The organism is Vibrio hepatarius (genome assembly GCF_018860525.1).
GTDB lineage: Bacteria > Pseudomonadota > Gammaproteobacteria > Enterobacterales > Vibrionaceae > Vibrio > Vibrio hepatarius_B.
On record NZ_JAHKPM010000010.1, the window covers coordinates 96,445 to 120,815 of the forward strand.

Below are 24,371 nucleotides of genomic sequence, written 5' to 3' on the forward strand. Positions count from 1 at the left end.
TATATCCCCGCCCTCAGATCGGGCGAGGGTTTACGGCGAAATTGCTAAGCTAGAAAGGTATTTTGTATCCAGAATGCTCATCCAGACATTTTTCGTCATTGCTTTTGTGTGCTCGGTTACTGTAGCTGTCTGGTATGCAACAAAGTAGGTAAGCCTTTGTAACAATTACAAAGATTATGCTTTATCTAGCAGTCAAAGGCATGCTATTATTAAATTGGCTTAACAGCCCATTCATAAAGCGAAATTATGATGATAAAGAGGCCGATAAGGGAAACCTTATCGGCTTTCTTTTTTTAATCTCGTTACGCAGCAAGATTTTGGCTGACGGCGGCTTGAGATGAGTCTAAAAGGCTTACCTTTTTGCTCATTATTGCAGAATATGAGCTATGAGTAGACTCATGCTCCAAGGGGTTATAGTTTACGTCTGCAATAAGATAAATGGAGCCACATGATGCCTTTATGAAGCCGACCTTGTGCTTGTGAAGGTAACCGCAATCAACAATTTCTTCAGTGCTAATCCAAAAACCTTCTGCGAACTCTTCACTGCCGTAAATGTAGCCGCTAGCGTCTTTTAAGTGAATGTCAACCTTGTGCAGAATCCCTTTCAATACCTTGGACTCTTTGTCTCCGATAGCTTCTCTAATTGGCTAAACTCTAATTCAGCCGTCCCTCGATCAGCGTAACCTTTGTATTCCGCTCCACTGAATCCTTTGATTAATTCGTTAACTTCAGACCAGCTCGTGAAGATTCCAGTCTCTCTCCCTTTCCACACAACATAGAATTTATTTTTAGCCATTTGTATTTACTTGTAGGTTAGTGCGTGGCAATATGTACTTAAGAGTATGAAATGTTCGCTTCTTGACTCATTTATGAGATCAGGCCAATCCTCTTCATATCTATTACACAAACGCAAATTAGCACGTTAAGTTAATGAAACTCGATTGCATTAAATGATGAGAGTGATACTAACATCTCATCATTCATAATGGTAAGATAGTGACGGAATTTATCTGCATTGTAAAACAGTCTTAGCTTTGAGACTTAACAATCAGTTACAAGTAGTACTAGGAGAAAAAACATGTCAGTAACACAGAAAGTTGAACAACCTAAAATGACAATAATCGATGACTTCACCTCACTAAGTCTAGTATCGTTTTTATTGGCCTTATGGCCTTTGTTGGCGCTGCATTAATCTCATTTCTAATTCATAAAGATGGCGACCCAAGCTCGCATCCAAGCAATGCAATGTAATGTATGTCGTGATTTCTCTTGGAGGCATCCTCTCACTAGGTGCTATAGTTAAAAATCTCCCTAGATAAATATCTAATTTTATTGTTAAATTCTAAATAACAACGTCATAAAATCGAAATATCATATGTTAAGAATAAATTCCGACCTGTATCTAAGTGATTGTGGCTCTAAATACGCAATTAAACACAGTGATCGTCAATGGGACGCTGGAGAAGTAGTATCTCTTCAACTAGTTAAAGACCAAAGCTCATTACCAGAGGGCGTCTTTAATAGCAATTTGCCAGTTCATTTTGTGTACTTTGGTGACTTTTGTCTTGGCTACCAGTTGCTTCTGGACGAAGAACTGTTAAGGGTCAATGCTGCCTCAGCGAAAGAGTGGCTTAAGCCAAACAAACACAAAGAGCTACCTTCAGAAATGAAAAAGGCTCTTACGATCAGATCATCAGATATTGATAAACTCGATAAAGAGTTTGGAGTCATTGAGGTTAATGCTCTTAGTAACAAGCTTACTGTAAGGCAACTCCTAGCCCTTCTTTCCGCACAAGAGGCAAGCTGTACAAACTTTGAAAAAGATAGTCGCGGGTGGTCAATTAACATCCCTGAAAACATTAAGCTTAAAGCGACAGCCCTAGACTATAGGCTTCATGACCATGATATGGAACACATGAAGTCACTGGGCTTCCTAGCTAGGAATGGTTCATACCTGTATCAAATCGTTAAGCACCCGAAGATAGGAACTAAATTCGATCTAGGTAAGGCGTTTTATGCTCAACAAAAGTAGTTGAGATTACAACAAAAATCTATTGATGATGAAAGCGAAATTGAACCGTTATACCAACTATCAATTTCGCTAACTTTCTCGAAGGCTCCTAGCCTATGTAGCTTGCCATAGCCAGCAGCAAAGGCATTATGGCAACCCCCACACTCCAGTTACCCACCAGCATTTTCGTTCTTTCTGTCGATTTTTCAATCTCCTTTCGAGTCATAATCCAACCCGTTCTCTTAATGCTTCTTTTGGACTCTTCCAAAGAGTTAATTAGTTGTCCAAATGAAGCATCAAGATTATCGTGGATTTTTTTAATCGCTGCCTGTGTATCTATATCAAGATTTTGTTCTTTGCTAATATTTTTTATGAAAAAGTAGAGTTTTTTAAAACCCTTTTCAAGACAAGTATTCAGGAATTCTTTTAAAGCGCTCTATGCATTGTGATTTTGTGAGAAGAAATGGTGCCTCTTCCATTTCTGAAAATAGAATTATAATTTCCCCCTTCTCGATTAGATCCTTAGCAGATTGAACACGATCAGAAAATAGCGTTGGATCTAAATCACTTCCTTCAACTTCTGACACAAATTGACTAACCAATGACTCGAACGTCTCTTCACTTAAGAGGTGGTGTGGGATTCTCATTAATACATTGACCTTATAGTTTAAGTTTTACCAATATTAACACACGCTCATATGAATGTGACTACTAAAGTAGTCAAAACATCAAATTTGTTCGCATAAAACTAGGTTGTATGGCAATATAGGGACGATAAACTTGGAGTATATATTGATGAAAAATATTATTAAATATGCGTTTAGTAAAAACGCCCTATTCGCATTAATTCGCCGCACAAGATACATCAACCGATGGTCTCTAATGTTTAATGTTTCTAAGGAAAATGTGGGCGAACACAGCCATGAAGTTGCTATTTTTTCTCATGGAATGGCGGTTATCGGTGTAAACCACTATAATCGAGACTATAACGCTGAGAGAATTGGAATTATCGCTATTTATCACGAACTTAGTGAAAGCGTTCTGGGCGACCAACCGAGTACATTAAAACATGCCACAGAAGACACAACCTCATTTTTTAAAGGGATTGAGAGCGAAGTCGAAAAAGACATTGTCGCATCTTTGCCCGACACGCTACAATCACACATGGAAAGCCTTACTTTAGCAAGTCACTTTAAAGAACATGAAAAAGAGATAGTCAAGGCGGCAGACTTGCTCAGTATGCTAATTAAGTGTGATCACGAGTTAAGTCTCAGCAACCGAGAGTTCACATCAGCGCGAAAAAAAGTTTGGAAAAAATTTGAGGTATACCTTAAAAAGTACCCTGAAGTTCAGGAATTTTACGAAATCCACATGGGTCAAAGCCAACAAACCATTGATGGACTCGTAAACCTATAAGCTCAAATCTCTGGAGCCGCCGCCTAAAAAACGGTGGCTTTTTGTTTTTATGCATAATTACTTGTTATAATTAAGGAAAATAGACACTTATGTATATTCAGATCACTACTGGGTTTTCGGATTTAAACCTTCTCGTAAAGGCAAGCGATGATGGTATCGAGATTGTTGGTCAGCAGCAATCTCAGGAAAACAAATAGACTTTAAGATTGAAGAACCTAAAACCAGCATCAAAATGAAACCTTGATATACTTTAATTTCGGTTAGTGCGGTGTATAATGCGCCTCAGTGTCCACCAGCGTAAATCACCGCACATGTCCTATAACAAAGATTTTGCCAAGTCCATTTTTATTCAAGGTTCTAAAGATCTTTGAAGTCAAATTCCATATCGCTTAGGTTAATTAGTGATTCGAATGAGTTTTGAAAGGTGATTGTTGACTCTTGTGTGTCTTGGGTGTCGTTTCTTGTCATTTTTATATCGCGTTATCGAACTTAGCCGAAAATAGTTAGTTTCAGAAAAAGTTACAAACTATTCAAGTGAGCATCAAGAGCAAAAAAAACGCCCCACTAAATAGTGAGGCGTCTAAGTCCAGAATGGAGAATGTCCCCATTACCAACGTATTTTTTTAGTCTTCAATAGCTGCTATCAACTCGCCAAGGAGGGGCAAATCGAAAAATCTAAGAAAATGCCCCCAACCTTGGGAGGCATCTAAAAATGACTGACTATTAGCAAATACAAAACGTTTCTGCCTTCGTCATCATTATATTGCCACAGTAACCAGCCTCGAGCAAGTTGAATTTTTCACAAAACGAATGACTAATCCAAGTTCACTCGCTTGAACTTAACATAGTTTCCGCCATCATTGTCCTCACCTGCAGGGTTTACTAGAACGTTTTGTGAGCCATCTACTGCTGACTACAAACCATTGTGGCTAGGCAAAAAAGAAGAGAGCGAAGTCGTTGGAGCGCATTTTCGCAACCTTTCTGACGAATCTGACTACCAAGGCGAATACGCATGGATGCCTGTTGGCAGTCTTTGGGAATTTATTGACGAGCATTAATCATATAAATCGAGGCTGCTTTAAGCAGCCTCCCATACCCACAACTTAAACTCCCAAGAGTTGTCACCCACCTCAACGAAATCCTTTACCTTGACGATATCATAGAGAGCCAAACTATCTAAAAACTCTTGATATCTTGATGTATTAATGTAAGCAGAGACCCAATCAATTTGCGCATTGCTATCATTAAAGGAATTTTCAATTTCATTAAGTGCCACAAATAGCTTTTCACGCTGGATACGTTTTTCAAGCCTAAGGTCTTTCATCATTGTCAACCAACCGCAACCTTGAAGTTTTCCGAGCAACAGGTAAAGTTTTTCTACATCAGTTTCGCTTTGATGTTGCTCTTTGGTCATGTAGTCGTATTTCTCCACGATACATTTCTCTAATGAGTCTTTCTTCTTAGCTAATTGGATTAACTCCCTGATCCGAGATTTTACATGCTTATACTTTGGATTTTTTATTGCCCTTTTTAGAAAAGCACAGATGATCTCGTTCTTCTTATCTTTTGGACAAAAACTGGTGGACTTATTTGTTTGGCTATACAGCGCTAAAAGAGAGTTCTCCAGAAGCTCTTTTTCTAGTTGTGGCATATTTTGCCCTATTGATTTGTACGTTGGGGACGAGTTAATTTTAGCATTATATTAGGCTTTGTGTCATTGGGATGACGCTGCTGCTATCACTAGATATGAGAAATATGAGATTGTATGACCAATATTGACTACACAGCTCATAAGGACTTCATAAGACCAACCTTACCTTGCGTAATGATCGACTTTGATGGCGTTGCTAGTCGTGATCCCACAATGTTCTTGGAGATTGCCGAAAATTTTTTTTCGATTGATTTGGACTCTTTGGTTTGCACATCAAGAACTGCATCCGATGTAACAAATGACGAAATATTTGAGGCTTTTAGCCCAATTAAGGTGGTTTTTTGCGAGGGCGAGATGAAAAAGCGTGTTGCTGAAGAATTAGAAAAAAGATCGATTCTTTTTGCACTTACGATCCAATCCGTCACTTTTTTACCATCACAACCATTGAAACTAGGTACTTCGGTGCTATATTTAGATCAAGCGCTTAAAACATTTATGAAAACAATAAAGTTAACTAAATACACAATATTGGTTGCGGCACTATCTGCACCAATGGCAGCACTCTCCTATAACTCATTGCCGTTAGTCGCCTACCAAAGCGACCACCCGAGCAAATTGAGTCAGGAAGAGAATCACATTTCGGCTGCACTGAAATCTAAAGACCTCAATAGTCTTATGACTTACTTAGAATCAGGAGACCCAAAAGCCCAACTATTCGTTGCAGAACAACTGTATGAGTCAGCTCTTAATCCAGAAGAAAGTTTTAGAAAATCCTTCCTTCTAACTAAAGAGTCCGCTAAACAAGGCAACAAAGACGCCCAATTGATATTGTCAAAAATGTACTATCACGGCGTTGGAACCAATGTTGATTACAATCGCTCGTTGGACTGGCTGGCTCATGTGGGTGATGATACTAAGAATATAGAAGCTATCCTTGAGTACGCTCAGACATACTTGTACGGAACGGATAAAATAGAGCCAAACATTGACTTAGCTATCCATTGGCTGAAAAAAGCAGCCACCATGCAGCATTTACCATCTACTGTTGATTTGGCAGAGATATTTGAAAATGGTAGATGGGTTACCCCAGATGAAGACAACTCCAAGCAATACAGGCTCATGGCAGCTAAGCTTGGCGATCCCGTGTCTCAACTAATCACCGCTCACAACTTTCATATGGACGGAGATTTTTATAATGCTTTTGACTGGTACACCCGAGCTGAAGCTAATGGGATCAGGGAAGCTAAACTAGATATTGGCTTGATGCATCTGAACGGCCTTGGAGTTAATAAAGATCCAGTTAAGGCATACGTAATACTATCAGAGGCCGCATCTGAAGGTGACAGCGAAGCAAGGAGGCTTAGGGATGATGTTACTAAGTCGTTTGATGTGTATACGCTGGTGGAAGCTAGGAAGGCGGCACGGCTTTACATGCAGTCAAAGGTACTATAAGAAAACAGCGTGCCGACAGCTCGCTTTTTTTGTTTTCTCTATGCGCGATGGATGGCATGGGTCATACGTTTAAGGTCACTCAAGGTCATGCCTCTAGACTCAATTTCATGAATAATTAACTCACCTAGATATTCGGTAAGCTTTCTTCCTGAATCCGTTTTAAAGAACTCTTCCTTTGAATTAATGTATATGCCATCCTTTTCTGCTTCTATTGGGAAGGTGATGATCCCCATATCATGGATTAGCTTTTCGCAATAAGCATATAGGTTTACATTATTTCTTAAGCCATGCTCAGAGCTTTTTCGCGGGTCACGATGAAGAAAATGACATCTACTATATAGAAACCGTAAGCGGCTCAAGATATATGATAAATTCGTTGGCTTACTTAGCAGACAGAGATGATGATACTGGTGATGCCCCATTCTCTGAAGTTGCAAAGGCGTTTATTGACAAATTAAACCTAGCTGCAAGTAAGTCTGATTTTCTTAAAGACAAAATTTGGGCGGAAATTGATTAGATTTTGAAAAAAAATATTTAAAATCTGAGTTCCATGAAACTGAAGGCGTAGCAATATAGTGACGATAAACCACTAATCATGCACTTGGGGCAAAATGAAGTTAACTAAAATCAATGGATACAAGTGGTCTTTTTACGAAAATGGGCATCACACATTTCAAAAAGGCAATAACAGAGAGGGTTATTTGTCTTTGGCCTTGGCTGAAAGTGATATTGAAGACAGCCAAACAAACTTTTGAGCATATTCTCAAAAGTGGGATTAGTCGCATCATTTAAATATACTTGCATCCCCATTAGTGCCATGAGATAATGACTGCACTATTTTAGTGCCCTCATTGTTTAGTTTGGCACCGATTAATTATGTATAAATATTTTTTTATGTAGCGAGAGGAATCAAGCGAATGAGCAAATTCAAATTGTGGCTCTCAGCTAAAGAGCTAGCAGGGGTAGCAGACCTACCTAAAGATCCTAAAACCGTAGAGGCGTTAGCTAAAGCTGATTTTTGGAATTCAGATACATCCGAAACAGGCAAGAAAGTCTATAACGTTCTGCGACTAAGCAAAAAAGTCATCGACGAAGTTTTGTTCTCTCAGTCAGGCGTTTCTTTCGCTAAAGGCCAGAACTCAGATAACAAAGAAACTTGGTTCTTAAGTCGAGAGCTGGTTAATGTAGGCGGCATCTCAGACAAGATTTCAAGCATTAACGCTCGCGGTCGTAACGAGAAATGGGTTCGACGCAAGGCTTTGCGCGGCAACAATAATCATATGTATGAATTCCATGTTGCGTCATTGCCAGACATCATGGTTGCTGAGCTTGGCTTCATTCCTAAGATTAAGGAATTCTTGCCAGAAAACTCTGATAAGTGGTACACAGCAAAAGAGATTGCAGGACATGAAGGCGTGCCAAAAGCCCCTACCAAGATTAATCTTCTCGCCAACAAACAAGACTGGAAGCGCAGGGTTAGTCAAACAGGCAAGGGGCGTCGCCCATTCGAATACCACATCGATAGCTTACCAGAAGCGACAAGAAACTCTATTCTAAAGGCATACAAAGAAGCTTCTGAATATAAATAAGCATTAAAGAGGCGCGTTAAGAAATGCGCCCTTTTTACCTATTTCTTACCGTACTGTGAGTCAATCCTGAGATAGCTAATGATTGAATGTTCCTCCCCGTGAACGAGGAGGATTCTAGATCAGGCTGCAATTGTCAGCGATGGCAGCTCGTTAGAGCCTGATACCGAAGCACCCAAAGCCGACAAAAGAGTGGTATCTAGCAACATGTCGCCATTCAGACGGTCTACTACGGGCTGTCGCAAAGTGACAGGTCGTAGATACTTCACTATCATCGTCTGGATATTACCATGACACTGGTTATCCATCCATATTAATTTACCTAAGTGGCTAAATTTTTTCTGTTTTTATGACTGCGCTTTCCATACAATCTTGCAGAAAATACCGTCATCAACGTAATCACATCTTTCGTTAACTCCAACTCAAACGACTCTTCTTCTTTGGCGTGAATAATCTCAACATCAACACCGAACCACTGACAGAGGTTAAAAACTAACTCGTGACCGAACCTTAGCAGTCTATCGTGATGGGTGAGTATCAGTTTCTCAATTTTTCCCGACACAATTAGCTTAAGTAACTTAATGAGGCCACGCTTTCGGCAGTTCATCCCACTACCTAGATCGGTGATTACTTCATCACAACCATAACCCATAAGTAACTCAGCTTGAGTGTTCAGATCGGCTTTCTGGTCATGACTCGAAACACGGGCATAGCCAACAATCTTCCTCTCAAAATTTATACCTAGTAAAACTCTGATGGAATTAATGGAAAATCGACGGTGATTGCCTAGAGTACGGTGTGATTCTTGAATTTTTCCAGACTTCTGCCAACGACGAATAGTGGGAACAGAGACGCCAAGCATCTCTGCTGTTTCGCCTACCGAAAGGTACTTATTAACCTTAATCATTTCTTATAATGATCAGGCTTGATAAGCTATTTATCAACTAGAGAATTACCCATGAAATAAGGACAAAACTCACTTCACAAAGATCAACCTTCCCCAAAAAGCCACCAGCCCCCAATTAATGACTCTTTGTATCTATGCAATATCGGAGTAACCTTCATATAAAAAATGAAGTTAAATTTTAATAAGTATAACCACCTAACCGCTTGGTTTATGGCTAATGCATTAAGCCTACTTGTGTTTAAGTTATACGCCACCTTCTTAACCAACTACAGTCTTACGCACCTCTCTGAGAAAGCCGCCATCATTGTAGGAGGTTTATCTCTTTATCAGTTCTGTGCAATCATGTGGCTCACGGCCTTCTATGAACGCGCTGATCACCGACTTGTATATGTATCTGCTATTTTCGCATTAGTGACATGGCATTTTAGCTTCTGGGGTGAGTTCTCTATGTTCACCACCGAGCTAGCTGGTGGCATTGATGGAGACCCTTCTTTCAGGGTATTCGATAAGCAATCAACGATAATGTATCTGTATCTGTTTGGTTGGGCTTATGTGTGCGGTAAAGCACTTACAAAGAAGTTCCACGACTTACAGTTCATGGCTCTCTCTGGAGGCGTTCTATTGGCTATCTTGGTTGGATATCACCTATTAGGTTTCTGGTCTGTATATGATCAGGCAGACCGTTACACGAAGATTCAAGACCAAACCTACATGGCTGAGCTTATTAAGCTTCCTGACTCAGAGTTCCCGAGTGTTTGTGAAAAACTAGAGGGTGTTGAGTGTTTTCGATTTAATGCACTCATAGACGGATACCCAGATGAGTTACTTAACTACAATGCAGCATACAGGAACTCAATCGTTTCTCTTGCAAACGACCCTATGACGCAATCAGAGACGTTTGATCACACTTATCTATATAGAGACACCCTGTTTGAAGACAACTACTCTGAATACTACTCACGCTCATTCTTTTTCGACCAAAGGAAAGGCGTTGTTCACTACGTTATCTCTAACTACTTCGGTGATGTACCTGTTAACTACCTTACTCTTCTTTGCTGGATGCTTATCATTGCTGGCGTATTCTGGAACTGGCTTGTTGTTGGTATTGGCATAGAGCACTCTCGTAAGCTTGAGAGCCGCAAAAGAAAGTCTTTCGATAAGAAGGAAGCCCTAATTTCCTTTGCAATGATAATGCTTGCTGGCCCATACCTCGCTTGGGCAGGAATGGACTACTTCTTCGGAGAGTACACAAACCTTCTTTACGCCATTATTCTTGGGATGGGCTTTGCTCTCGTTATTAAGAAGCAGTGGAGCGCAGTTATCTTCCTGTTGTCATGCGGCATATTCATGACTCCAGCTATCTACACTTACGTATTAGCTCAGGTTAAGATATGGGACATTCTCGATATACCAACTATTGAGGAATACAGCCTTAAAGGTCTTATGCACACATCTGTAGCTATAGCTATTGGCCTAATTGCCTTTAAGAAAGTGATTGGATTTAAGAAAGAAGTGGTGTTCGCTTGTGTTCTTCTAGCGATAGGAGGAGTTCTTATTACCTACGTAGGAACCCACATGATATTCCCTAGCCTACTTGCAGACTCAGAGGCAATCCGTATTGATTACCTATTTAACTCAGGTAAGCCATTTATTGAGTTCTGCAAAACTTACAATTTCGATATATGCCAGACGGTTAACAACCCTGAATGGAAATGGGAGTTTTACAAACCAATGATGAACTCAGTGTGGTACATGTTGGTTGCAGGTGTTTTATCGATGACGGCTTCCCTATTACTAGTCACCTCCTATGCTCACCGTAAAAAGTAGTGTTGCGAGTGTAAATTTCGGAAAAGCTGAATAGCGATCCCTGAATCACCTACCAGATAGCGCCCTGCCTTAGTTGCAGGGCTTTTTCTTTTCACAAACACCTTACTCTATAGCAAAAGAAAGCATCATTGATACTTATGATTGCCTCCCCATAAATAGTTAAGTTACTTTTACCTTAATAGTTTTAAAGTAAAAGTTACTTTACCTTCACCGAATTATTTTTGAGCGGTTGACCATTATTCTGTCCCTTAACTCCATTAAGGTCTATTTCTGTGGCTAAAGCAGAAAAAGTAACACCTCTTATTTAGCAATAGAGCCAATCCCCTTTGCTCAACACAGAAAAGCTAACACCATCTACCACAACTGCTTTTTCAGCAGAGAATACGACTCAAAACCAGAGTTCTGATACAAAAAAAATGCCCAAGCGTCTACTTGGGCATTTACTTAACTCTTATTTTATCTAAGCCGCTTTGCGCAATCCTAGTTCTGAAACGCCTTCCGCTAGTTCTCCAACCGAGCTTAAAATGTAAGACTTTGCCTCTACTTCGGTAAGCTGATCGTATGCCAACTTAATCATGTGGTTTTCTAGCGCGTTAAGTAGGGTTTCGTGACCAACTAGATCCAGTTTATAAATCGAGTCATCGAAATCAGTTCGAGATCCAGATTTCTCAAGTTTAGACTTAAATTTACTTTCAGCGTCAACGAAGTCAGATGTGAACTTCAGCATTGCTTTATATGCTTCTGTTGCAGCACCAAGGTGATTGAAGCCTAGGAACATTTTCAATGACGTTTTCTTCGGATCGAAATTAATATGCTGATGAATGTTATCAATAGCTTCTTTAGACTTATCAGCAAGGAATCGGTTGTTTTTGTCCGGCTTACCTTCTTGAGGAATGTGCTCTTTCTCTAGTAGAGAGATTTTGCTCATTTCACGATAAATTTGTTGGTGGCTAAAGTTAAGGCGCAACTCCTTAATGATTCGAGTAATGTCGTACCCAGACGCCTCAAAATTTGAGTCTTTTCGGGTTTGCTCTGCGAAAATCATCAGGATGAGAGCACTAAGTTGTGTTACCTTTTTTTCTGGTTGAGCTTGCATATTAATTCTCCTAAACGTCATATCTTAAACTTTTTTCTTGTGGCATTATAATGACAAATAGGAATTTCAGTCAATAAGATAATCCTTAATTATGTTAACTGTCAGTTAACCAGCCCGATTTATGTGAATTTAATTTCATCATCATCGACTATCATAATCCATCCATTCACAATGATAGCGATATAGCGACCATGCATTCATTTATAGTGACTTTCATAAAAATGTGTTCCCTATCGATGTAGAGCGTACCTATCATCCTAGAATAAAATACTTTTATCTATGTATGTGTATATCAATTTCCGCTTTAGCAAGAAAGAGACTCAGCACTATGCTGAATCGTCATGCTCAGAAAAGGAAAGGTAGTGCCTACCTGCCCATTCTGACCAAACTGCGTATCGAGCAGGAACTAAGTGATCAGGTTTGATCACCTAGTTTAAATCGGTGTTGTTAAGTCAGGGTTTGATATCGATTCATTCGATGTTGATGAGTTGGAGAGATGTTTCCAAGCCTATGACTACTCGCCGTTTTGGTTCAGACGATTACTTGAGCAATTGATTAGTCGTACCTTAACGCTTGAGGATGCGCACAAGTCTATTCTGTTGTCGATCCGAGAACACAACCGAATTGATGAAATAATTAAGAAAATGAATCTGATTGATAAACTGGTGTATCTGAGACTTTATTGCGATATTCAGCCTCTATCATCAGATAGCGTTAATTGGTATATGCAGCAGATAAAGAGCATTGATAAGAAGGATATCAGCTTCGATAAGGCAAGAAAATCCGCAACGGCCTCAATAAGAAAACTGGAGCGAAACCAAATAGTGACAATCCATCAAAATGAATACTTCGAGATAACGGGGCTTCAAGATGCGATTAAAGAGAATCTTGAGTCACTAATCTAGACTTGAACTATCTGAGTTATTTATAGGCCGACAGAATGACATCTGGCGGCTTTTTTTATACGAAACTTATAGGTATTGAGTACTGATTTTCTAGCTCCTTGATAGAGCTTAAGGTGGGATTTCCGCTAAATACAACTTTGCCAGTCTTGATGTTCTTTATTTCCACTAAATAGCAAAGAGGATTAGCTAAATCGACATCATTCATCCAGTCGGTAGGTGTCACTGTGAAGTGAAAGCATTCTCGCCCAGTGCTTAATGCATCATTTTCAGAAGGCACTATGAAGCTGGTGGAGCAGTAAGCTGAGTTGTGAGGATAGTTTAGAGACACGAACCCTAAGACAGACGCAATACTTTTACCCCAAGTAGCCTCATTATCGCCTTTGGTGACAGTAACTGCTTGGAATGCTCTAAATATTGATCTCAAAAGTGCTGAAGGGTCACTGTTGCCGCCTTGCGGGGAAACAAGAACTTTAATCGTGCTATCGTCTTTAATAGACTTTCTGAACTCTAAGACAGAGTCTCCATAAAAATTATTCATTTGTGGTTTCTATTTTTACGGAGAGTATAGGGGGCGAAAATTTTTTTTTCAAAAGGTTGAGCCTAAAATGGCTTTGACCATTGTTCCTTTATGTCTTTCACTAGGTCTTGTTGGTCGATTAGAGCCAAGTCGCTGTCGCCATTGTGCTGATTTTTAAAGTATAGCTTATTGATTTTATGAAAAAAAACCGCCCGAAGGCGGTTGATTATTACTTATCTTGCCTTGTCGGCTCTGGCTTTTCATTAACCACGCTATCAGCGTTATCAGGTTTATTTTCCGGGCTTTCTAGCGTCTGATCCTCAATCTCTTCAACCTGATTCGGCTTATCAGCCTCATCATTGATATCAGATTTTGGCTTTTCAGTTTTTGAAACCGGATTGTCTGCCGCAGTATTTACGGGTTCTCTCAGCATTCCTCGGACATTGACTTGAGCTGAAGGCGTTGCTCCTGCTCCCTTAAGGTCATCGCCAGCCTCACCAACACTAGGTTTAGTTTTATTGAAGACGTTACCAATGCGATTCATTGCATTTTGTACAATTTTGCTAGAAGTTTGTGCTCCTACATACATTGCACCCTCACCGATACTTGTATCGGCTCCCTCGTCTCGGCTCTTATCTCCTGCCATAGCTTCGACAATCCCCTCAACGCTTTGCTGAGCTAGATTTAGTGCAAATGCCAGTAGAGATATAAATACAATTTTAGTAATGAGCATAAGCACCACACTCATAAATGCAGTCATTGCGAAATTGTCGCTGAAATGACTGGCGATATTTTCCACATCGCCAAGCCCCAAGAAATCCTCAAAAATGTTTACGATATACATTACTGCAACAGCTAGGATCGTAAACAGATATATGAAGGTCGGGTAAAGAACTAATCTCATGCCTGTCGATTTAAAGGCATTGCTAGAAAAATCAATCTTCTTATCAGACATAACTACTAGAAGGCCAAACACTATAGATAAACAGACAGCAACAGCTAGCACAATCATGTATCCGATGTTCATCGATAGCAGCATAAATGGGATCATTAAATACATAACTAAATCTGACATACCAATGAAGGCAATTAAGGTAGCAGTCATACCCGCTATCGCTTGAAGCACAGTGTTGCTAATAGCAGCCTGCATACCTTTTAACATCTTGTCTATTGCTACGCCGACATAACCGTCGCCAGTAGGAATTATGTCTTTTAACTCGGTGCTTCCGCTCTTTTTCTTACCTGATAGTCCTCCATCAGAGCTTGGTTTTTTGCCTTTTAGTTTATTTGCTTTATTAAGCGCCTTCCCTGATAAGTATGCCGCCCCACCACCTGCCGCTGAGGCAGCTAGCAGGGTAGCTCCAGCATTAACTAGTTTTTGCCCTTTATTTTTTTTGTGGATTGAAGGGATTTGACTGGAGTATTTTGCACAAACATTAACTAAATCGTTTATTGGGTCACTTCCGCCTAGTTCAGCTATATCATTCTCAGTAACCTCATTTTTTCCGCACAGCGCTAGCATTTTCATGCGCCTCTCAGTCACTGTTAAACCATTCTCTTTATATGTATTTTCAAAAACGAATGGTTCGATAATGCTATAGATTATATTGTTTGTTAGTTCCTCTGAGGCCACAGATTGAGGCTTGATGTCAGCATCTAGCCCAACCATTGCATACTCATATCCGCTAGACTTAATGGAATCTGGCTCCGTTGTATTACCCTGACCTGTTGCGATTTGGCTTTCAAAGCTTGACTCGATGGTTTTCGATATATCCGTCCCGTCAACCTCACTATTTGTCGAGAAAATGAACGCAGGTAGAGTTATTGAAGCTGATTTGTACTTGGATTGGACTGCATTTGGCGGCAAATATGCACCTTCTGCATTATAGTTTGCTACAGATGAATAAGAGCCGTTTATTGCTGCTGTATCTAACCTAGATTTGCTTAAATCCGTAATAATATTACCTGCCATTTCGACAGCAGGCATAAATGAGAATGAAAATCCAAGAACTCCTTCCCTTCTCATTTTAAATAAAAACTCTAGATATTCATTGCTATAAGCACTTCTTCCGCTAGTAGCGGCATCGAAACGAAGCTTCTTGATCGCACTAATGTAAGCATTAGTAATTTCAACATGAGCATCAAAGCTCTTTAGTAGCTTTGTATAGCTGTCCTCAACAGCTACAGGATGGTTTGACGCCAACTCTAACGAGTCTGATGCAAACTGAGATAGACTACTACTGTCTGCATCAAAAGCCATTTCAAGTTCATCGCCACTTAAAACAGCACAACTCATATCAAAGCTCGATGCACCTACATAACCTCTGTTTAAGCCTTCTATTGTAGATTTCGTGTTTATGTATCGAGTACGCTCTCCGTAACACTCCCGCGCTCTCAGTTCTTTAGCGATTTTATCGGCAAGTGCGACTTGATGGTTGTACGTATCGTATGCCGCCCGTGAACCTTCTATGATTCCACCGTTTTCGGCATAAAACATTAAGACAGAAAAATAGTAGTTTGCTGACTGAGTTAACACCTCATTTATAGCAACATCACCATCATAGCGAGTTCTTATCAAAGATTTGATATTAGCCCAACCATCCAACGCTAAGGTTGCTGTAACTTTTTTGTTTCGCAAACCCTTAACCTCATCATCGATAATTGATGCAAATTCACCAATCGTTGTCGATGGGGTTGGCTTTTTTATGGTTTTCGTGTCACAAATCAATGGATTTTCAGCATTTTCCAACCCCCAACCCGCCATAATTACAGCGCCAGAGTCTTTTATCTCCAACTCATGCAGTGTTGAGGTTCCATCCATCACCACACTCAGCTCGTTGTACTCGCCGTTTTCAATCGCCGAACGTCTTGCTCCAACCCCCCTAGTGTCAGCGTCACTATAAACACCTGCTAAAGAAGCTTGATTTAGGCAAAACGCACCCTCAATTAGCTGACGAGAGCGAGTGAGAGGGATATTTTCGGCTGCGCGTGACATGGTAATAACATCATCACCATCGATGTACAACCCCTGATCAGGGATCTGAGTTGACATATAATGAGTAAACTCCGCTAGCAAGAAATTGAAAGATCCGATACCCGAAAAATAAAGAATCATCGCCAGAACTCCTGCTGGCGTAACTCCAGAAATTGGTAGAAAGATCATCCAGACAACTAAAAGTTTTAAGACTTTGCTTTTTAATTCGGCAACAATCTCGTTCTCACCATTCATCCCCCTGTAAATAATTGCTAGGCATTGGTAAACAATGAATCCTATGGCGAGATACAGGATGATCGAGGTTAGGTGTGGAGAAACGGCTTCTAGCCCCGCCTTATTGTAGTTAGCAACAGACGATTCTTTGCGCTCTTTAGCAGCCTCGATTAACGCATCTTTGTGCTCTAGTTTTAATGTGACCGCTGCAACCTCTGCTGTTTTTGGAAATAAATCGAATGCGAACGCCGCCGATTTGTCCTCTGGATAAATCGTATAGTCCGTCCAATCAAATTCAAGGTCTGTAGCTTTCGAGATGTTATCCTCCGCATAAACCGGATTGATAAACAGAAGGGCAACGAAAAGAGATTTTATAAAATATTTCATCTCCTAATTTGTTTTATGAAAACTTAATTAGTAACCTACATATGAATCCAGTTAATGATTCAATTGTTAGTCACAAGTCCTCCCCCGCCAAATCGGCGGGGGTTTTACATTTAGTACTCAGGAGATTCCAAGCTTTCGTTTTCCGCCTCGGCTCTCTTTTTTAAAACCTTGCGCGCCTCGTAAATGTCTCTATCAATGATTTTTGGATAGATGTGTTGACCATTTATTTCTATTCCATTTTCTACGATAATATCGACAACCACTTTCGCTGTAATACCAAACTTTTCACACGCATTGTTTATCACCTCTAGTAACCCTGAGTCGATGATGTAGTCAGCACGACTCGGTTGTTTTTAGGTTTTAACTGTTCCGACTTGCTGAGTAGTACGTCAATTTGGCTAATGGCCTGCTTAGGAAGCTTTTTAACATCAATAGCTTTTTGCTTAACTTTTGTCGCTACTCTTTTTTGTTCTTTGTTATTAATAGTAGGCTGTTGAACCCTCACATTATTGTTTGCATTCACTGTTTGATTATTGTTGTTGTTATTTACATCTGTAATATGTAAATGTTTATTTTTCTGTATTTACATTAATAAATGTAACAACTTAAAATAAAGGTTTCAAAATAAAAAAAAATAAAATTAATTGAAAACAAACCTCCGAAATAGTAATTTATTAACATTTATTAATTTAATTTATCAAAAACCTAATAGGGTCTGTAAACCTAAACCTAATAGAGCCTGTAATTCGAAACCTAATTGGTTCTGTAAATAGAAGTGTAAACTTTAACCGTATACGATTGAGTATACGGCTTTGTTAACAAACCCGTTTACGACCTCGTTAACAGATACGTCTTTTAATAAATTGGTATACTTTAAATGACAGGCACGTCATGTATTGTACCACAAGTGGACAGATACCGTGCTTCAAGAGGGTCCCCCCTAAATGGCGGCTTTTTGGTATCTAATAGCTTTCACTACATACTCATTGCTATCACGATGGTTTGAGCTAGAGCAAATAGGGATACGATAACGAGCACAAGAAATATGCATAAAGGCAACAAGTATTCACTAATCCCCTTCGATTTTAGCTTTTGTGAGCGCATTCTTTTCCACGAGAGATAGGTTAATCCTGTTACAATTGTTAACCATACTAAACTAGCCGCTATGTGTGGGGGCAGAAATACTGTGTATAACAGTGAGAGAAAAAATATGGCTCCAACAGCTATGCAGGCGTTTTTTGCAAACGTTTTTAATGATGAGAGAAGGTTTTGAGTAAATCTGTTCATGTTCATGTCTTTTTTATAATTATAATAAATTCTGTGACACATCCAAAATAAGAAGGCGGGGAACTCCCCGCCTTAACATCATTCAATCTTAATAACAAAAGCTTCAAAACAATTTCGTCATGACGCGCATCAAACCATCTCGCTTTCCATTCTGAAATATCAGATTCTTCAGAGAGTAAAGCGCGCTCCCGAAGCAACGATTTACCGCCAAAGCAAAATGAGATATACATTTTAGATTAAAAAGAGGCGGTCAGCACCGCCTCAGTTTGCTTTATTATTCTTCCCTGCTTCCGGTAGTTGAATCAGGGTTATTCCCTTGCTCCATCTTGGTTTCAGGCTGAGCAGGAGGTGGGTTAACTTCTACCCTTTTTTCCTGCCCTTCAGGTTTATTATTCCCTGAGTTATTTTTAGGAGTTGGGTCTGACGGATCATCACCTCCTTTTCGACTCGCTGCGCTAGGAGGGTTAAGGCGAGCTTCTTTAAGCACCTCTCTTTTATCCCTCATAGCCTTCATTTTATCTCCTCTTGTAAAGCCAGCCCTGATCTCTTGGATTGGAGCGGTCATCGCCGCCGCGCCTATCACTTGGGTAAACGTAGAGCTATCACTGCTCTCTACCTCAACATTTATCGAGCGAAGCACAACCTGAGGGATGTCTTCAGACAATTTCAATATCATTTGTAATGATACGTATTGAATAATCATGAAAATTATTGGAGACAGTGTTTCTATTATAATACTACCAATAAAGCCCCCTGCCGCTGCCCCTCGGTAGGCACCGATAGTCCCATCAGAGAGTGAAACGGCCATGTATGTCGCTGCATAACTAGAAACCATGAAAATTAATGCAGCCAAAACAATCAGAGGGGAGTGTATTAGTATACTCACTACATCTCTGATGATTGAACCTCTGCTAACCAAGCAATGCTGACCAATTTTTAGAATTGACAATAACAATCGAAGTGAAAGCGTGTAGAACAAAGCCCCAAATTTTAATAGGAATACAATAAACAATTTAAGAAACGCGATTGTAGACATTATCTGAAACACAATTGAAAATGCGACACCTGCTATAAATGAAATGTTAGCGAAATTAGCAAACACCCCTGAGACCGTAGCCGCCACTTTGATCAATATTCCAGCAGCTCTCCCCATAGGTATTTTCTCTATAATATCAGCAGCTTCAAACCCTCCAAGTAGGCTTTTTGCCTTAGACATAATGCCGCCGTCTGATTTTGAGCCTTTGCTACTATCCCCGCCACTTCCTGAGAAAATGTTATCGAGTTTTTGCAAAACCACATCGATTGTGTAGATGATGATTACACCTCGAATCATCTCAATACCCACTACAAACATTAACTCCAGTGGTGCCATCTTTATGTCAGTACAGTTCCGAACGGTGCTACACAAAACAAGGTTTTCTCCTAGAGTGAGTTCTTGATCTAAGCCTAGACCGCTCTTCAGTTTGTCATCACCTGCGATAGCCATATCACCAAAACTACGCGCCAGACTCTCAATCATGGTTGCTTCAGCGACAACATTCGTATCATCCTCAAGGCCAGAACCTGATCCTTCAATGTCTGCACCGCCTCTCGATGTACTCACCAGATCCCATGCCATACTATTTCTACCAACCTGACCAATTGGCACAGAATAGTACTCCTCATCAATAGAGCGGCGTGGTAAATACCCGTCATCTTCTACGTGATTAGATATAGAAACCGGACTTTTCCAGTCAAACGCTCGCTGATAACGGCTCTGAGACGACATTGAGCCTTTCAGTATTTCCATTACCGCAGCAGCGCCTTTAACTCGCTGATTTCTTGCTAGCTCCTTATTGTATTCAGACTGAGAACCGCGCTTGTACTCCAGCAGCGCCCACCTCATCGAGGCCGCAACTCGCGAATGATAGTCCTTTAAGATAATGACCTCTGTCTCAGCAGACTTAAGTTTCGCATCCCTCTTAGCATCAAATTTCGATTTTATTTGCTCAAAGTGGCTACTAAGAGGCACAGAACGTCCCGACTCGCGACTAACCTTCGCAATTTCCAAAAGAGCTTTCGAATCCTCATCATCCATCAGGAAGGTAAAGCCACCCTGACCGTCTGGGTAAGTACAAACAGGATATGGATAGGGCACATCAGAGTAGCGATCAAAGTCAGTATCTAAATCTCTACCTCCCTCAATCCATTCACTAGCCATATCAAACTCCCAAGCGGATTTTTCTATGTTTTTGTAGCAGAGATATGTACTGAACTCCTTCGTAGCAAGCATTGCCTGAGAAACAATTGGATATAAAACCTCAGTTCCTCCCATTCCAGAAAGTCTTTTTTCATCAGTGAATGGCTGAATAGGCAGGGCACTGATTGTCCCTCCTATCTTTGAAGTCTCTTGTAGTGAGGCAGAGCCTAACAGGAAATTCGCAATCACAGTTGCGATCTTCTCCTCCTCATCGTCTGGGAACAATTGCTTTTGAGACTCGATTAGATCGTGGATCATCTGGCCGCCGATTTTTGCATCCTCCCTGATTTGCTCCTCATCCGTCTCTGTTTGAACGAATAATTTTTCAAAAATACGCTGGATGACACCGGATTTAGCAATGTTTGAGATGATTGCGTAATCTAAATCGTCAGGCACTACACCTGAAATTGTTGAAACGTTAGCAGCAGAAAACATCTCATTGACCCTGAGATCTCGCTCAAACAGAGGTGAGACAACCTTGCCATCTATAACCGAATCATCCGATAACTCAAAGGTTGTTCTAGTTAAGTCCTTATGGGATTTTTGAGCAGTCATGACAATGTTGATTGTCGAATCCTCGAACAACCCCTGATAGACCTCAGAAACACTCGGATCTCTAGCATCGTAAGGGGCAATTTTAGCCATCAACTGACTAGCTAAAGAGGACATTGAACCCCAAAATGAACCGTCCGAAACTGCATCCTGCTTAATCATCATGGCATTGCTAGTAGCTATGCTGTAATAGTTCAAAAGCCTTGCGTTTTCTTGCATAGCCCCAACTGAAGAAACCAGATTGCTAGCCCAGATTTTACTAACTGAATCGAACTGTTCTGTATCCCAAGGTTGTGCTTTATGCATGATCTCATCGCCACTCGCTGCGACGATAACCATCGATGTGAGATAGTTAGCAATCGAGATCCCAAAAAGGGCTATTTTTACTAGAAAAACCTGACCAAAACTTACAGCGTAGGTAACACCTGATGACACGATAGTCTGAGGCCAAATCATTGCGGATGATAGTGTCAACCAAATCGAATCTACAACTATCTCACCACATCTCGATACAAACTGCCATAGCGCATAAGATCTAAGAGCCTCGAAGCAACTGTGAGGATAGCTAGCACAATAAAGCTTCTTAGAACCCATGTATAAATGGAGGTATTAGCGTTACGTATCATCCCCATGAACATGTCAGATGCCCCGCCGAATGATACAGGTTCTAACCCTGCGCTCTTGTAAGCGTCAGCAACATCTGAATGATGGCTGGCTAAATCTCCAGTCATTATATTTAAAGAATTAGCTAATATATCTTCATTACAAATAGCACCACTCACAACAACCTGCCCTTGGCTATCAAAAGCCTCAGGACAAGTAGAGGCGTAAGCAGGGTTAAACAAGGCAATAAATAAAAGCCCAGAGAATGCGATATATAAAAGGAAAGACTTAACTGTCTTATTTTTCGACATGTTTACTTAAATAATAATAAAATATATATAAAGTGTCCAACCAGAATGTATAACTTTAAAATAGATATTTAATTATTGATTTCAATACTAAACAGACAGTTAAAATAAACCCCACGATATTGTGGGGTTTGTGAAGTTAATTATATAAAGAATCTTTTCGGGTTTGTGGCTGAAAGAGCTTGAGACATACCTTCACCTCGACTCACTGTAGCATTAATATCATCACCCAACAATTTGTTTGAATCATCGTATAAGTCGAATGGGATTTTTCTCATAGTGAAATATATGTTCAACGAAATTAGCAGAAGAAGCCCAATTCCTGACAATATTATGTTTGCGACAGCCTCAACACTAATATTATCCAAAGACATGCTAATAGAAAAAGTTAATAAAGATGCAGATATTACAATTCCTATAAAGCACGCAGCCATCCCTATAGCATATACAACACTTAATGTAATAACTTTAATTGCCGTATTTAAAACAGAAGTTCTGACTATATCAATTTTAAACCAATCTTCTTCTACATCATCCTTTTCAAAAACAGTATCAGTCTGACTCTTAAGAGAGAAAATACAGAATATTATTAATTTATACACAACCTCAATCATTAAGGCTAGCATAACTCTCTGGTGTGGTACTGCCATAAACATGAATGCAAATATACAAATCGCAGAAAATAGCATCATCACGCCTGAAAAGGCATTTAATAATTTTGAGTTATAGCCTAGGTGCTCAACAATTTTAGCACTAACCTTGCCTAAAACTGATGCATTTACATAATAGCGAAACAGATCGATATTGTTATAAAGTGGGTTTTGAGCCGACTGATTTTTCTCAAAATTATCAATAGCGTGGTTTAGTAATACGTATCTGTAATTTTGAAACCACACGAAGGCAAGTGTTGGATAGTTATACTCTAGGTACGAGTGATAGTCCTTCTCGCTCACCTGCTTTATCTCACGCTCATACGCACTAAAATTATCTGACACGAACTTACTCATAACTGGAGAGATTTCTCGATAAAGAATATCTGCTGCCTGAGGTTTTGATGTTGCGTGTACCTTGTTTAGTCTAGCGAAGACCCCTGTCAGTTTATTTGGTGCATCCAGAGCACCTCGATACGAAATTTTAGATAATTGGTCTTGATTTTCTCTCAGCAACTTTAAGGATTTGTTATCAATGTATTGATAACAAATCTCCCTGATTGCAAGCGATAAATTTTCTAGAGCTGGCAACATTGGCCTGCCATCAATCACCTCGACAGTTTCCTCTACAGCATGATACGTAACCCCATCATCAGAGCTATATCCGTGGTATTCTCCTTCGATAATAGCGCCATCGGACGTCCTTTTAGCACAAACAAGACTATGGTTGAATCTACTGCCAACAACCTTATCACCAAACACCGCTTGGCAAGCCGAGGCTCTTATCCAATCGTCGTAATCATTAATCGCATCCTCAATGTAGGGCAATAGCTTGTGAGTAATATATCGTGCAGAAGGTTCTAGGTTTTCCAGCTTTGGTATTGGAGTTTCCCAGTCGATTGATAACCTTGAGTTCTCCGCATTAATTCCATTTTGCTCCCCGATTACCCAGCGACATTCTGGTCTTGTAGCAGCATTTTTGATCCAATCGCGAGAGAGTAGACAGTTAGTATCGATATTGACCCTCATCGACTCAGGAAGCTCGTCATTAATGCTCTTTTGGCGATCACCAAGTCCAATTAGAAACTTGGAGTTAACTCTATCAGTACTACCGTCCCATAAACCATGTTGGATCTTGTTCTCTAGGTGAGCATCATAAGTTATTCTAGCGATTGCAGAATCAACAACGACAGAACCCAAAACCTCATCAATTAAATAAATTTGTGATGTAATATTTTTAGTTAGCTGTGGTTGTGTGTAGTCATAAAGAGCTAATGCTCCTAAAAGATTGAAAGCAGCTATAATAAATATTGCAGCAAAGAAGGCAGTAATAGTGATTACGAACAGAAATGAAATCCCATCATCACCCACTGGCATAAGAAGTAAATACCATGCGATTGCATTCACAAAACCGTATGCAGCGCCTCTTGATGCTCTATCTATCTGTTTTTGATCGGCACCAACTCCTACCAGATATTTAAATCGAAAACTCATCCATAAAACCACAAAGATCCCTGTATAGATAACAAGTTTTGCAACAAATCCCATCGCCTCTCCCGAGAAGATTTCTAAGTTTATTGAGGGAGAATAGGTGTCACTTTTGACTTTGTAGTAGTTTGTTGTTTGATGGAAGGGGCTTTCTTTATCTCTGTACGGCGATTCAGGTAAATACAAGCCACTTGATGTATCTAGTAGACCCTTAGGAGCAACTTTAATTATCGATTCAGTTGGAACAATATTCTTGATAATATCAATTGCTGCTGCACTGT

24 protein-coding genes are annotated in these 24,371 nt (G+C 40.0%); 9 read left to right on the forward strand and 15 right to left on the reverse strand.

Going from position 1 to position 24,371, the window contains the following annotated elements; translation table 11 throughout:
* Window positions 1-302 precede the first annotated feature (302 nt).
* Window positions 303-608 carry a hypothetical protein gene (locus KO511_RS03220; protein WP_215986037.1) on the reverse strand — a complete coding sequence of 102 codons (306 nt, stop codon included), beginning with the start codon at window positions 606-608 and terminating at the stop codon, window positions 303-305.
* A complete protein-coding gene (locus KO511_RS22395) occupies window positions 605-796 on the reverse strand; it encodes an RNase H1/viroplasmin domain-containing protein (protein ID WP_215986038.1) in 192 nt (63 codons plus the stop codon). Before KO511_RS22395 ends, KO511_RS03220 begins: the two co-directional genes overlap by 4 nt.
* Before the next feature lie 579 nt (window positions 797-1,375).
* Here KO511_RS22395 and KO511_RS03230 point away from each other — a divergent pair.
* Entirely contained in the window at window positions 1,376-2,032 is a 657-nt protein-coding gene (locus tag KO511_RS03230; protein WP_215986039.1) for a hypothetical protein, read from the forward strand.
* Window positions 2,033-2,412: 380 nt separating this feature from the next.
* On the opposite strand, the gene KO511_RS03235 is transcribed toward KO511_RS03230, so the two are convergent.
* Window positions 2,413-2,658 carry a YheU family protein gene (locus KO511_RS03235; RefSeq protein ID WP_215986040.1) on the reverse strand — a complete coding sequence of 82 codons (246 nt, stop codon included), beginning with the start codon at window positions 2,656-2,658 and terminating at the stop codon, window positions 2,413-2,415.
* Between the two features lie 148 nt (window positions 2,659-2,806).
* On the opposite strand from KO511_RS03235, the gene yfbR reads away from it, so the two are divergent.
* Together yfbR and KO511_RS03245 are read left to right on the forward strand one after the other, a co-directional pair.
* Window positions 2,807-3,427 carry a 5'-deoxynucleotidase gene (gene yfbR, locus KO511_RS03240; RefSeq protein WP_215986041.1) on the forward strand — a complete coding sequence of 207 codons (621 nt, stop codon included), beginning with the start codon at window positions 2,807-2,809 and terminating at the stop codon, window positions 3,425-3,427.
* An 860-nt stretch (window positions 3,428-4,287) separates the two neighbouring features.
* On the forward strand, window positions 4,288-4,485 hold the full coding sequence (locus KO511_RS03245; protein WP_215986042.1) for a hypothetical protein: 198 nt from the start codon (window positions 4,288-4,290) through the stop codon (window positions 4,483-4,485).
* A gap of 20 nt (window positions 4,486-4,505) precedes the next feature.
* Here KO511_RS03245 and KO511_RS03250 read toward each other — a convergent pair whose 3' ends face one another.
* A complete protein-coding gene (locus KO511_RS03250) occupies window positions 4,506-5,078 on the reverse strand; it encodes a DUF2913 family protein (RefSeq protein WP_215986043.1) in 573 nt (190 codons plus the stop codon).
* A gap of 114 nt (window positions 5,079-5,192) precedes the next feature.
* On the opposite strand from KO511_RS03250, the gene KO511_RS03255 reads away from it, so the two are divergent.
* The gene (locus KO511_RS03255) at window positions 5,193-6,530 is read left to right on the forward strand and encodes a tetratricopeptide repeat protein (protein WP_215986044.1); all 1,338 of its coding nucleotides are present in this window, start codon (window positions 5,193-5,195) and stop codon (window positions 6,528-6,530) included.
* Window positions 6,531-6,568: 38 nt separating this feature from the next.
* Here KO511_RS03255 and KO511_RS03260 read toward each other — a convergent pair whose 3' ends face one another.
* Window positions 6,569-6,763, reverse strand: a complete 195-nt coding sequence (locus KO511_RS03260; RefSeq protein WP_215986045.1) for a hypothetical protein — start codon at window positions 6,761-6,763, stop codon at window positions 6,569-6,571.
* A gap of 131 nt (window positions 6,764-6,894) precedes the next feature.
* Here KO511_RS03260 and KO511_RS03265 point away from each other — a divergent pair, with 131 nt between their 5' ends.
* The 3 genes from KO511_RS03265 to KO511_RS03275 all read left to right on the forward strand — a co-directional run bounded on the left by KO511_RS03265 (window position 6,895) and on the right by KO511_RS03275 (window position 8,119).
* Window positions 6,895-7,047, forward strand: coding sequence for a hypothetical protein (locus KO511_RS03265; RefSeq protein ID WP_215986046.1), 153 nt, complete (start codon window positions 6,895-6,897; stop codon window positions 7,045-7,047).
* Window positions 7,048-7,141: 94 nt separating this feature from the next.
* A complete protein-coding gene (locus KO511_RS03270) occupies window positions 7,142-7,285 on the forward strand; it encodes a hypothetical protein (protein ID WP_215986047.1) in 144 nt (47 codons plus the stop codon).
* A 162-nt stretch (window positions 7,286-7,447) separates the two neighbouring features.
* Window positions 7,448-8,119 (forward strand): DNA-binding protein, encoded by a 672-nt coding sequence (locus KO511_RS03275; RefSeq protein ID WP_215986048.1) that lies wholly within the window; start codon window positions 7,448-7,450, stop codon window positions 8,117-8,119.
* A gap of 119 nt (window positions 8,120-8,238) precedes the next feature.
* Here KO511_RS03275 and KO511_RS03280 read toward each other — a convergent pair whose 3' ends face one another.
* Both KO511_RS03280 and KO511_RS03285 read right to left on the reverse strand, forming a co-directional pair.
* On the reverse strand, window positions 8,239-8,424 hold the full coding sequence (locus KO511_RS03280; RefSeq protein ID WP_215986049.1) for a hypothetical protein: 186 nt from the start codon (window positions 8,422-8,424) through the stop codon (window positions 8,239-8,241).
* Between the two features lie 14 nt (window positions 8,425-8,438).
* Complete coding sequence (locus tag KO511_RS03285; RefSeq protein WP_215986050.1) at window positions 8,439-9,023, reverse strand: IS607 family transposase; 585 nt, start codon at window positions 9,021-9,023, stop codon at window positions 8,439-8,441.
* Between the two features lie 165 nt (window positions 9,024-9,188).
* Between KO511_RS03285 and KO511_RS03290 the strand changes: the two genes are divergently transcribed.
* Entirely contained in the window at window positions 9,189-10,850 is a 1,662-nt protein-coding gene (locus KO511_RS03290) for a hypothetical protein (RefSeq protein ID WP_215986051.1), read from the forward strand.
* A gap of 460 nt (window positions 10,851-11,310) precedes the next feature.
* On the opposite strand, the gene KO511_RS03295 is transcribed toward KO511_RS03290, so the two are convergent.
* On the reverse strand, window positions 11,311-11,946 hold the full coding sequence (locus KO511_RS03295; RefSeq protein ID WP_215986052.1) for a hypothetical protein: 636 nt from the start codon (window positions 11,944-11,946) through the stop codon (window positions 11,311-11,313).
* A gap of 488 nt (window positions 11,947-12,434) precedes the next feature.
* Here KO511_RS03295 and KO511_RS03300 point away from each other — a divergent pair, with 488 nt between their 5' ends.
* On the forward strand, window positions 12,435-12,851 hold the full coding sequence (locus tag KO511_RS03300; RefSeq protein WP_215986053.1) for a hypothetical protein: 417 nt from the start codon (window positions 12,435-12,437) through the stop codon (window positions 12,849-12,851).
* 55 nt (window positions 12,852-12,906) lie between these two features.
* Here KO511_RS03300 and KO511_RS03305 read toward each other — a convergent pair whose 3' ends face one another.
* The 7 genes from KO511_RS03305 to KO511_RS03335 all read right to left on the reverse strand — a co-directional run.
* Window positions 12,907-13,389 (reverse strand): hypothetical protein, encoded by a 483-nt coding sequence (locus tag KO511_RS03305; protein WP_215986054.1) that lies wholly within the window; start codon window positions 13,387-13,389, stop codon window positions 12,907-12,909.
* Window positions 13,390-13,597: 208 nt separating this feature from the next.
* Window positions 13,598-16,963 carry a hypothetical protein gene (locus tag KO511_RS03310; protein ID WP_215986055.1) on the reverse strand — a complete coding sequence of 1,122 codons (3,366 nt, stop codon included), beginning with the start codon at window positions 16,961-16,963 and terminating at the stop codon, window positions 13,598-13,600.
* Window positions 16,964-17,073: 110 nt separating this feature from the next.
* A complete protein-coding gene (locus KO511_RS03315) occupies window positions 17,074-17,268 on the reverse strand; it encodes a hypothetical protein (protein WP_215986056.1) in 195 nt (64 codons plus the stop codon).
* A 2-nt stretch (window positions 17,269-17,270) separates the two neighbouring features.
* On the reverse strand, window positions 17,271-17,486 hold the full coding sequence (locus KO511_RS03320; RefSeq protein WP_215986057.1) for a hypothetical protein: 216 nt from the start codon (window positions 17,484-17,486) through the stop codon (window positions 17,271-17,273).
* Between the two features lie 1,038 nt (window positions 17,487-18,524).
* Window positions 18,525-21,497, reverse strand: coding sequence for a hypothetical protein (locus KO511_RS03325; protein WP_215986058.1), 2,973 nt, complete (start codon window positions 21,495-21,497; stop codon window positions 18,525-18,527).
* 35 nt (window positions 21,498-21,532) lie between these two features.
* On the reverse strand, window positions 21,533-21,955 hold the full coding sequence (locus tag KO511_RS03330) for a hypothetical protein (protein WP_215986059.1): 423 nt from the start codon (window positions 21,953-21,955) through the stop codon (window positions 21,533-21,535).
* Window positions 21,956-22,095: 140 nt separating this feature from the next.
* Window positions 22,096-24,371, reverse strand: a 2,276-nt coding sequence (locus tag KO511_RS03335) for a hypothetical protein (protein ID WP_215986060.1), incomplete at its 5' end; no start/stop codon positions are given.